Below are 9360 nucleotides of genomic sequence, written 5' to 3'. Positions count from 1 at the left end.
CTCGGAGGGGGCTTTTTCATGGGAGATGGATGTGAATGTGGTTGTGGCGTTGTTGCACAGGCTGTTTCACAACCGCAACAGCGGCTTGGCACACACCACCTGGGGATCAGTTCAGGCCTTCCGCCAGATCACCGCGCTGCGGCGCCGGGGATACAGCTCTCGGCACAGCGGGCAGACGGTGCCGTCGCAACCCCGGGCCGTGCAGAACTCACGGCCGTAGAAAATGATCTGTAGGTGCAGCCGATTCCAGGCCTCCTTGGGGAAAAGGGCCTTGAGATCGCGCTCGGTGTGCACCACGCTCTGACCGCTGCTCAGCCCCCAGCGCTGGGCCAGACGGTGAATGTGCGTATCGACGGGAAAGGCCGGCACGCCAAAAGCCTGGGCCATCACCACGCTGGCGGTCTTGTGACCCACCCCCGGCAACGCCTCGAGCGCTTCAAAACTGCAGGGCACCAGGCCGCCGTGGCGCTCGAGCAGCAGTTCCGCCAAGCGCTTGACGTTGCGAGCTTTGGTGCGGGCGAGACCCAGCTGGCGGATGTGGGCCAGGATCGACTGTTCGCTCAACGCCGCCATGGCGGCAGGGTCCGGACCAGCTTCAAACAGCGCCGGGGTGACCTCGTTCACTTTCTTATCGGTGCACTGGGCGCTGAGCAGCACCGCCACCAGCAGGGTGAACGCATCGCTGTGGTCGAGGGGGACAGGGGTTTCGGGGTAGTGCCCCTGCAGGCGCTCCATGATCAGGTTGGCCCGTTCCTGCTTCTTCAAGGTTGCGCCATGCCGCCAGCGAAGCCCAGTTTGTAGGCTCGACCCAGCGCAGATCGCCCATGGGCAGCAGCTTCGGTCAGCTCTTTCGGATCAGCACCTTCGGCGAATCCCACGGCGGGGGCGTCGGCGTGATCGTGGACGGCTGCCCGCCGCGGCTTGATCTTGATGTTGGGGCGATTCAGCAGGAACTGGATCGCCGCAAACCGGGCCAGAGCAAAATCACCACCCCCCGCAAAGAGGACGACCGGGTTGAGATCCTCAGCGGCCTGCTCGATGGGGTGACCCTGGGCACGCCCATCGCCATGGTGGTGCGCAACAAGGACCAGCGGCCTCAGGATTACAAGGAGATGGAGGTGGCGTTCCGCCCCTCCCACGCCGATGCCACCTACCAGGCCAAATACGGCATCCAGGCCCGTAGCGGTGGCGGCCGCGCTTCAGCCCGGGAGACCATCGGCCGCGTTGCCGCCGGGGCGATTGCCAAGCAGCTGCTGGCCAAGACCCATGGCACCGAAGTGCTCGCCTGGGTCAAGCGCATCCACGACCTGGAGGCGCCGATCGACCCCAACACTGTGACCCTTGAGGCCGTGGAATCGAACATGGTGCGCTGCCCCGATCCAGCCATGGCGGAGCGCATGGTGGAGCGGATCGAGGCGATCGGCCGCGAGGGCGATTCCTGTGGCGGCGTGATCGAATGCGTGGTTCGGCGGCCGCCGGTGGGGCTAGGTATGCCGGTGTTCGACAAGCTGGAAGCCGACCTCGCCAAGGCGGTGATGTCGCTACCCGCCACCAAGGGCTTTGAAATCGGCTCCGGCTTCGGTGGCACCTTGCTCAAGGGCAGCGAGCACAACGACGCCTTCCTACCCAGCGAGGGCGGCCAGCTGCGCACCGCCACGAACAACTCCGGAGGAATCCAGGGCGGCATCAGCAACGGCGAAGCGATCGTGATCCGGGTGGCCTTCAAGCCCACCGCCACGATCCGCAAAGCGCAGCAAACCATCAACGACCGGGGTGAAGCCACCACCCTGGAAGCCAAGGGTCGGCACGACCCGTGCGTACTGCCGCGGGCGGTGCCGATGGTGGAGGCAATGGTGGCCATGGTGCTCGCCGATCACCTGCTGCGCCAACAGGGTCAGTGCAGCCTGTGGTGATGGGCAGCTGCAGACTTTGTTTGGGGCTAGATCGCTGCCGCAGTGGGCTGCAGGCCATTGCCGCCGAGCAGTCCTGCAGCCTTCGCCATCCGTCGCGCCGGCGATGAGCCCGCGCGCTTGGTGGAAACAGCTGTGGACACAGCGGTCTTGCGAGCCGGTCTGCGTGCCGGTTTTTTCGGCACCGGCTTCTTAGGCGCCGTCTTTTTAGGCACCGCGGACGCACTGGCCGGCTTCTTGGCCACAGCTTTCTTGGCGGCGCGGCTGCGGTGGTTGAGCACCATCGCCCACTCGGCATCGGTGAGGTTGGCAGGCTTGGCACCGTGGGCATCGGCAACCCTGGCCGCCTTCTCAATGTCGGCAATGAGATTGCTCCAGGAGGTCGCAAACCGCTTGTCGGACTGCGACTTGGCTCCGCTCTCCACCAGGGTTTCGATCACGCCAGCTGCGGAGACCTTCTTGCGGCGGCGATTGAAAATTTCCTTCTGCAGTTGGGCGATCAACGCATCGGCCTTGTCGCTGAGCTTGATGGTGAGCTGAGACATAAAAGGGAAAACCTCTGTCTCAGCTGTAGCACTGCAGACTCGCAACGGCAACACATCAGCGCGATCGGGCCCCCAATCGCGCGACAAGGGCGGCCAAAAGCTCCCACTCAGCGTCGTTGGCGAGGGTTCCCCCCAGGGCCACCGCATCCACGCCCGCTTCAAGCCAGGGCTCGACGTCGGCTGAACGAAGACCTCCAGCGGCGATGCAATGGGGCAAGCTGCGCTCTCCCCCCAAAGGGCCGGCCAAGCGTTGCCAGTAGGCCTTCCCCACGCTGCTGGCGGGAAACAGCTTCACCAGCGAGCAACCCCAAAGCCGCGCCTGGTGCACCTCCGTTGGCGAGAGCACACCAGGCACCAACGGCAGCCGCAACTGCCGGGCCCGATCCACCAGCTGGCGATCCAGCACCGGCGACACCACGTAGGCAAGGCCTGCAGCAGCCGCAGCCGCAAGCCCGGCGCCATCCAGCACTGAAGCGGCCCCCAGATGAAGCCGAGGAAAGCGCTGTCGCAACAAGGCGCAGTGGGGAACCCACTGGGGGTGGCCACTCCAGGCAATCTCCACCTGGTGAACACCCAGCGATTGGAGCCGCTCCAGCGACTCGGCAAGATCCAGAGGGTCGAAAGCACGAAGCACCACCAGCAACGGCTGGTGGTGCAACGCCTCAATCAAGCCAGACTCGATCAAGCCAGCTTCGAGCTCAGACGTATTCAGCGACCTTGACATCGCTGCGGATTAGCAGCTCCTGGAGACCTTCGGCATCCACCGATTCCTTCTCCACCAGCATGTCGGCCAGCTCATCGAGCACCGGACGGTTTTCGGTGAGTACGGCGGTGGCACGCTTGTAGGCCTCGGCCACCAGTTGGCTCACCTCCTCGTCGATGGCTGCGGCGGTGTCTTCGGAGAAATCGCGCTCGGCAGCGATGTCGCGGCCCAGGAACATGCCGCCCTGGCTGCGGCCGAGGGCCACAGGACCCAGGCGATCACTCATGCCAAAGCGGGTCACCATCTGGCGGGCCACGCGGGCCACCTGCTGCAGGTCGTTGGAGGCACCGGTGGTGACTTCGTCTTCGCCGTAGACGATCTCTTCAGCAACGCGTCCACCCAGGGCCACGGCCATCTGGTTTTGCAGGTAGGAGCGGGAATAAAGACCCGACTCCATACGCTCTTCACTCGGGGTGAAGAAGGTGAGGCCGCCGGCGTTACCGCGGGGAATGATCGAGATCTTCTGCACCGGGTCGTAGTCGGGCATCAGGGCACCCACCAGGGCATGGCCCGCTTCGTGATAAGCCACCAGGCGCTTGCGCTTCTCGCTCATCACCCGATCCTTCTTCTCGGGGCCCGCCATCACCCGCTCGATGGCGTCGTTCACCTCGTCCATGGAGACTTCGGTGAGCTGACGCCGAGCGGCGAGAATCGCCGCCTCATTGAGCAGGTTGGCCAGGTCAGCGCCGGTGTAGCCGGGGGTGCGGCGAGCGATCTTGTCGAGGTCAACGTCCTTGGCAAGCGTTTTGCCACGGGCGTGAACGCCGAGGATCTGGAGACGACCGGCGTAGTCGGGACGATCCACCACCACCTGGCGGTCGAAACGGCCGGGACGCATCAGGGCTGCATCGAGCACGTCGGGGCGGTTGGTGGCCGCCACGATGATGATGCCGGTGTTGCCCTCAAAGCCGTCCATCTCGGTGAGCAGCTGGTTGAGGGTCTGCTCACGCTCGTCGTTGCCGCCGCCGAGGCCAGCGCCCCGTTGACGACCCACGGCATCGATCTCGTCGATGAAAACAATGCAGGGAGCACTCTTCTTGGCCTGCTCGAAGAGATCGCGCACGCGGCTGGCGCCGACGCCGACGAACATCTCGACAAACTCCGAACCGGAGATCGAGAAGAACGGCACACCTGCTTCGCCAGCCACCGCCTTGGCAAGCAGGGTTTTGCCAGTGCCCGGAGGGCCAACCAGCAGCACACCCTTAGGAATCTTGGCGCCGACGGCGGTGAAACGATCGGGGTTCTTGAGGAAGTCGACGACTTCGGTGAGCTCAAGCTTGGCGCCCTCGATGCCGGCCACATCGCCGAAGGTGACCTGGGTTTGGGGCTCCATCTGCACCCGTGCCTTGCTCTTGCCGAAGCTCATGGCGGGGTTACCACCTCCGCCCTGGGCGCGGCGCAACAGGAAGAACAGACCCCCGAGCAGCAGCAGGGGGAAGATCAAGCTGCCCACCGCCTGCTGCCAAGCCGCCGGCTCGCGGCTGGGCTGCACAGCAATGTCGACGTTGTGGTCGGTCAGCAGCTTCAGCAGATCCTTGTCGGGGGCGAGGTTGACGACGGCGCGGCGGCCGTCGTTTTCCACCACCTGGGCCGTGCCCCGGTCGGGGGAAATCAGCACCCGGGACACCTCGTCGCCCTGCACCGCTTCCACGAAATCGCTGTAACGCAGAGTGCGGGGCGCGTTGGCCGGATCGGGTCGGTCAAGGAAGGCCGTGCCCACCGCGATCATCACGATCACGAGGAGGACATAGAGCCCCGCGTTGCGCCAGCGCTTTTTCAAGACTCGTGCCTCTGCTGAGAATTTAGTAACGGAATGTTAACTGGCTCAGGCCGCAGCCCGAAGCACCTCCACCACACTACGGAAGGCGAACCATTCAGGGATCTCCTCCCCGCCGCGCAGCATCTGGCGGAACTGGGTGCCGCTGAGCTTGCGCACGTGCAGGCCACGGGCCTCGGCGTGCTCGGCGGTGACGTAGCCCTCCTCCTCGGTGTAGACGAGGTTGAGCGAGGGCACGGTTTCCATGCCCAGCTCGGGGGCGTGGTCGCGGGCGAAATCCTGGGCCTGGTACGGGCCGTAGAAGTCGTCGCCGCTGAGGGAGCTCTTGCAGCCGGCCATGTCGCGGCCAATGATGAAGTGGGTGCAGCCGTAGTTCTTGCGGATGATCATGTGCTGCAGGGCCTCGCGCGGGCCGGCCATGTGCATCGAATAGGGCAGGTAGGCCCAGCGGATGCGGGGGTTGTTGACCTCGGCCGCCAGGCGCTCGTAGGTCTGGAAGCGCACCTCCCCGGCGATGTCATCGTCCTGGGTGGGCCCGCAGGTGGGATGCACCAGCACCACACCCTGCTCGCTCACGTTGCTGGCCTCGAGCGCCCGGGTGAACAGCTCGTAGTGGGCGCGGTGGATGGGATTGCGGCACTGGAAGGCCACCACGCTCTGGCCTTCAGGCAGGGTGGCGCGCACTTCGGCAGGTGTTTTGCAGGGGAACACCCGCTGGGGCAACTCCAGGCCCTGAATGGCTCCACCGAGGTAGTAGCGACCGCGCTCGGTGGCGATCATCTTCACGGCAGGGTGCTCGATCGACGTGGTGCCGTAGCAACCCTGGGCTTCGCGGGCCTTGTCCGGCTCCCAGCGGCTCTCCACCGTGAACACGGCCAGCTCCTGGCCGCGGTAGGTGAGCAGCAGCCTCTCGCCGAGACCGATCGAGGCATCGTCGGTGTCGAACACGATCGGCAGGCCAAACAGCAGGCCGCTGCTGGTGCGATGGCCGGCCACCACGGCGTCGTAATCCTCCTGGTGGATGAAGCCGCGCAGGGGGGAGAAGCCACCCACCACCAGCAGCTCCACGTCGCAGGCATTGCGGTCGCTGCACTCCACCCGGCGGCTGGCGCCCGCCTTCAGCGACTCCCGCTCACCGGCCGCCACCATCAGGTTGACGAGCGCGCCGCCATGGGGGGCAATCAGGCCGGTGGCGGCGGAGTCGGCAACGGTCATCGCGGGCGGACGCTCAGAGGAGGATGGATTCTCCCAGACCAGCAGCACACCGTCCGAGCTCTGAGGGTCGCAAACAGGTGCGGCCATAAAAAAGAGCCCCTTCTGGGGCTCTTGGCAACTGGTGTGCGCGGAGCGCTCAGACCTGTTCGAGGCGGCCGTAGAGCTGGCCGACGATCTTGACGTCGACGACAGCTTTGGTGCCCATGTCGGAGTCAGAGGGCTGAATGGCGGTGAACACACCAGCGAACTCACCGGTGGTCGGATCGACCTTGGTGATGGACAGATTCATCGTGCCGGAGCCATCGACGTAGCGCTTCACGGTTTCGCCGGTGAACTCATCGCCAGCTGGCACCAAGCCCACCGCACTGCTGTAACCGGTGGTGAGGCCACGACCCTTGGGATCAAGGAAGTTGCTGGTGCGGTAGCTGGGGGCGCGATAGGAGCCGTCGAAATCGGTGCTGGTGGTGAGGGCTGCACCGTCTGCGGTGGCCAGCAGCTCCTTGCTGGAGAAGGTGAAGGGCACTTCCTCACCGCCGGGCAGCAGCACGGTGATGGGCTGGAAGTCGATGCCGCCCAGCTCCTTGAAGGTCAGGCCATCGCCGCTGACGTTGAGATCGCCATACACCTGATCCAGGCTGGAGGTGAAGCGGGTGAGGATCTTGCCGGCCACAAATTGGGCCTCTTGGCGCTTGTTGGCGGGCTCGCCCTTCACATACACCTCAGCGGGGTGCATGCAGATTTCGCGGAGCTGATAGTTCGCCGAAGCATCCAAAGCAATGGAGCCCCGCGCCGAATCGGGCAGGGTCGGGCAATCGTTGGCCAGACCGGTGTTGTGGATGTCGTCGTAGGTGAGGTTGGCGCGATCCACGGCCTTGGCCCCGCCGCTACACGCGGTCACCAGGGTCAGGCACAGCGCCAGCACAAGGGCCAGCAGAGGACGAAAACGCATGGGGGAACGCCGCAGAGACGGGGGATGGGAACTGGGCTGTGGCGGATCCTACCGGTGCAAAACCCTGATTCCCCGTACGATGTCGCGGCTCTCAACAACCTGTATGCGAGAGCCCGCCGCGCGCGAAGAGAGACAAGACATGAGCCTTACCCCGTCCCAGCAAGAACGCCTCACCAGCCAACTGCAGCAGCTCGAACACCTGGCCAGTGAACTGGAGGACCAGCCCGAAGCCCTCTTGGCCCTGTTGCGGCAGCTGGAGCAACTGCACCGTTCCGTTCAGGACGGGCCCTTCCGCAGCAGCCTCCCCGCCGATCGCGGTCGGCTGTTCAGCCTGTTGCAGAGCGTCGAGCGCAGTGGCGGCTGGCCCTACATCCCCCGGCTTCAGCTGCGCACCTTTATGGATCTGCTCCAGCACGACGGAGCTCACGATGGGCCCCACAACGAAACTCCCGACAACGAGCCCCTGGCCGCCTGAGGCCTGCGCTCCTAAGGGCGCAGGGCCGTGAGCAACTGCTGGGCAATGGCCAGCTTGGAGCCAGGCTGCAGCCGTTGCTCACCGCCAACGCCGCCCAGCAGCCAGCCGTGGTTGGTGTCCACACCAAACCCGGCATCGGCCTGATCAATCGGATTGGCAAACAACAGATCGCAGCCCTTGCGGGCCCACTTGGCCCGGGCCTCGGCCAGCACCTCCCCCGACTGGGCCGCAAAGCCCAGGATCCGCTGACCGGCGGGCCGGCGGGCCACCAGGCCGGCCAGCAGATCGGGCACCGGCTGCCAGCCGGAGGCGAGCTCAGCCTCCAGGGCTTCCTTGCTGAGCTTGTGCGCCAGCGGCTGCTGGCGGCGGTGATCGGCCACCGCCGCCGCCATGGCGATGGCATCGGCGTCGGGCTGGAGGCGCAGCAGGGCCTGTTCCATCTGGGCTGCCGTCTCGACCGGCTCGCAACGCAGCCCCGCCAGCAGTTGGGGATCGAGGGCCAGGGGGCCATGCACCAAGGTCACCTCCGCCCCGCGCAGCCGTGCAGCCTGAGCCAGCAGCACGCCCATCCGTCCGGTGCTGGGGTTGGTGAGACAGCGGGCCGGATCGAGCGGCTCGCGGGTTGGGCCGGCCGTAACCAGCAAGCGCAGGCCAGCCCAGTCGCGCTGCCAGCCCCACAGCTGCAGGCACTCCAGGGCGAGCAGCAACTGCACCGGCTCGGCCATGCGGCCATCACCACGGCGGTCGCAGGCCAACAGGCCCGCCGCCGGCCCCAACGGCAACACCCGCTCAAAACCCTGCAGCAGGTCCCAATTGCGCCGCACCGCCGGGGAAGCCCACATCGCCGTGTTCATGGCCGCCGCCGCCAGCACCGGCGCCTCCGTGGCCAAGAGGATGCTGGCCAGCAGGGTGTCGGCCAATCCGTGCACCCAGCGGCCCAGGCTGGTGGCACTCAAGGGAGCCACCAACACCAACTCCGCCCATTCCGCCAGCTCCACATGGAGTGGGCGGGGGGCGTGATGACTCCATTGATCGGCGTCGAGGTGGCACGGATGGCGACTCAGGCTCGCCAGGGCCACCGGACTCACCAAGGCGGCCGCCGAGGGCGTCAGCACGCAGCGCACCTCGGCACCGCGTTGGGCCAGGGCGCTGACCACCAACGGCAGCTTGACGGCCGCAATGCTGCCGCTGATTCCCACCAGGATGCGGCGGCCTGCCAGGGAGTCGACCAACACAGAAGCGGAGTCGGCCGGCTCAGTCTTCATCGAAGGGTTCCTGGTCCACCAGATGCACGTAGGGACGCGCCAGCTCAGGGCGGTGAATGGCCAGCGCACGCATCAGATGCCAGTCCTGCAGGCCCGCGAAGGGGGTGGGGTAGTCGTCTTCGTCGAGCCGGCTGGCCAACGCGGCGGTTGAGGCCTCATCAAAGGAGGCGATCAACTCGGGCGTGATCGCGGTGTCGCCCGTTGTTGGGGAAGCTGTCGTTGGGGAAGCGGTCGTTGTTGAGGAGTCAGCCTTGGGTGGGGAATCGGTCAAGTCTCTGGCCTGCTCAGTGATCTCCATTCTCGGCTCTCAGGGCAACAGCCACCGCCACAGGACTGATAATTTCTGGCAGACACGCGCCCTAGGGCTCGTTGGATCGGGGAATTAGCTCAGCTGGTAGAGCGCTGCGATCGCACCGCAGAGGTCAGGGGTTCGAGTCCCCTATTCTCCATCTCCTGACCAG

At 65.8% G+C, this 9360-nt stretch carries 10 protein-coding genes and 1 tRNA gene; 3 read left to right on the top strand and 8 right to left on the bottom strand.

Translation table 11 applies throughout. From position 1 onward, the window contains the following. Positions 1-111 precede the first annotated feature (111 nt). Positions 112-765, bottom strand: a complete 654-nt coding sequence (nth, locus tag KBY57_RS07490; protein ID WP_254995235.1) for an endonuclease III — start codon at positions 763-765, stop codon at positions 112-114. A gap of 59 nt (positions 766-824) precedes the next feature. On the opposite strand from nth, the gene aroC reads away from it, so the two are divergent. Then, a complete protein-coding gene (gene aroC / locus KBY57_RS07485; RefSeq protein ID WP_254995234.1) occupies positions 825-1913 on the top strand; it encodes a chorismate synthase in 1089 nt (362 codons plus the stop codon). 26 nt (positions 1914-1939) lie between these two features. Here aroC and KBY57_RS07480 read toward each other — a convergent pair whose 3' ends face one another. The 5 genes from KBY57_RS07480 to psbO all read right to left on the bottom strand — a co-directional run bounded on the left by KBY57_RS07480 (position 1940) and on the right by psbO (position 7159). Next, positions 1940-2455, bottom strand: coding sequence for a hypothetical protein (locus KBY57_RS07480; protein ID WP_254995233.1), 516 nt, complete (start codon positions 2453-2455; stop codon positions 1940-1942). A 55-nt stretch (positions 2456-2510) separates the two neighbouring features. After that, positions 2511-3140 (bottom strand): bifunctional 4-hydroxy-2-oxoglutarate aldolase/2-dehydro-3-deoxy-phosphogluconate aldolase, encoded by a 630-nt coding sequence (locus KBY57_RS07475; RefSeq protein WP_254995232.1) that lies wholly within the window; start codon positions 3138-3140, stop codon positions 2511-2513. A gap of 13 nt (positions 3141-3153) precedes the next feature. Further along, a complete protein-coding gene (gene ftsH3 / locus KBY57_RS07470; RefSeq protein ID WP_254995231.1) occupies positions 3154-4998 on the bottom strand; it encodes an ATP-dependent zinc metalloprotease FtsH3 in 1845 nt (614 codons plus the stop codon). Between the two features lie 45 nt (positions 4999-5043). Then, positions 5044-6210, bottom strand: a complete 1167-nt coding sequence (sat, locus tag KBY57_RS07465) for a sulfate adenylyltransferase (protein ID WP_254995230.1) — start codon at positions 6208-6210, stop codon at positions 5044-5046. Between the two features lie 136 nt (positions 6211-6346). Continuing rightward, the gene (psbO, locus tag KBY57_RS07460) at positions 6347-7159 is read right to left on the bottom strand and encodes a photosystem II manganese-stabilizing polypeptide (protein WP_254995229.1); all 813 of its coding nucleotides are present in this window, start codon (positions 7157-7159) and stop codon (positions 6347-6349) included. Positions 7160-7262: 103 nt separating this feature from the next. Here psbO and KBY57_RS07455 point away from each other — a divergent pair, with 103 nt between their 5' ends. Next, positions 7263-7634: a hypothetical protein gene (locus KBY57_RS07455; protein WP_409996421.1), complete on the top strand. Its 372-nt coding sequence runs from the start codon at positions 7263-7265 to the stop codon at positions 7632-7634. Positions 7635-7645: 11 nt separating this feature from the next. Here KBY57_RS07455 and coaBC read toward each other — a convergent pair whose 3' ends face one another. Next, entirely contained in the window at positions 7646-8899 is a 1254-nt protein-coding gene (coaBC, locus tag KBY57_RS07450) for a bifunctional phosphopantothenoylcysteine decarboxylase/phosphopantothenate--cysteine ligase CoaBC (protein ID WP_254995228.1), read from the bottom strand. Beyond that, positions 8889-9086: a DUF2555 domain-containing protein gene (locus tag KBY57_RS07445; RefSeq protein WP_254995250.1), complete on the bottom strand. Its 198-nt coding sequence runs from the start codon at positions 9084-9086 to the stop codon at positions 8889-8891. The genes coaBC and KBY57_RS07445 overlap by 11 nt, the downstream gene beginning before the upstream one ends. Positions 9087-9275: 189 nt before the next feature. Here KBY57_RS07445 and KBY57_RS07440 point away from each other — a divergent pair. Further along, positions 9276-9348 (top strand) — tRNA-Ala (locus KBY57_RS07440). Positions 9349-9360: the final 12 nt, after the last annotated feature.

The organism is Cyanobium sp. Aljojuca 7D2 (genome assembly GCF_024346415.1).
Classification (GTDB): domain Bacteria; phylum Cyanobacteriota; class Cyanobacteriia; order PCC-6307; family Cyanobiaceae; genus Cyanobium_A.
The sequence above is the reverse complement of the archived record's forward strand: the minus strand, read 5'-3'. Positions and strand labels throughout refer to the sequence as shown.

Excerpts from the sequence above, each read along its gene's own strand:
- aroC (WP_254995234.1), top strand. The coding sequence starts at position 825 with ATGGGCAGCAGCTTCGGTCAGCTCTTTCGGATCAGCACCTTCGGCGAA.
- KBY57_RS07480 (WP_254995233.1), bottom strand. The coding sequence starts at position 2,455 with ATGTCTCAGCTCACCATCAAGCTCAGCGACAAGGCCGATGCGTTGATC.
- sat (WP_254995230.1), bottom strand. The coding sequence starts at position 6,210 with ATGACCGTTGCCGACTCCGCCGCCACCGGCCTGATTGCCCCCCATGGC.
- psbO (WP_254995229.1), bottom strand. The coding sequence starts at position 7,159 with ATGCGTTTTCGTCCTCTGCTGGCCCTTGTGCTGGCGCTGTGCCTGACC.
- KBY57_RS07455 (WP_409996421.1), top strand. The coding sequence starts at position 7,263 with ATGCGAGAGCCCGCCGCGCGCGAAGAGAGACAAGACATGAGCCTTACC.
- coaBC (WP_254995228.1), bottom strand. The coding sequence starts at position 8,899 with ATGAAGACTGAGCCGGCCGACTCCGCTTCTGTGTTGGTCGACTCCCTG.